The 280-nt window shown below is 47.5% G+C and carries 1 protein-coding gene; it reads left to right on the forward strand.

The annotated features are described in order from the left end of the window. Nucleotides 1-119: 119 nt before the first annotated feature. On the forward strand, nucleotides 120-280 hold a 161-nt coding region (locus NDO48_RS30610), incomplete at its 3' end, for a response regulator (RefSeq protein ID WP_267322904.1).

Genomic DNA, 280 nt, shown 5'->3' on the forward strand with positions numbered 1-280 from the left:
ATTTTATGTAGGTGATGTCTTTGGCTGTTAGTGCTCGGGGGGGGCGCTATGCCCAGGGTGTTACGACTAGGCTATTGTGCTGACTCTAAAAATTCGAACAGCGAAAATTGGAATTACCCATGAATAAAGTGCTGATCGTGGATGATCATCCCGTGATCCGTCTTGCTGTACGTATGCTCATGGAACGACATGGCTATGAAGTCGTTGCTGAGACGGATAACGGTGTGGATGCATTACAACTTGCGCGTGAACATGCGCCGGATATTGTGATACTCGACAT

Source organism: Aminobacter sp. MET-1 (genome assembly GCF_026521175.1).
Classification (GTDB): domain Bacteria; phylum Pseudomonadota; class Alphaproteobacteria; order Rhizobiales; family Rhizobiaceae; genus Aminobacter.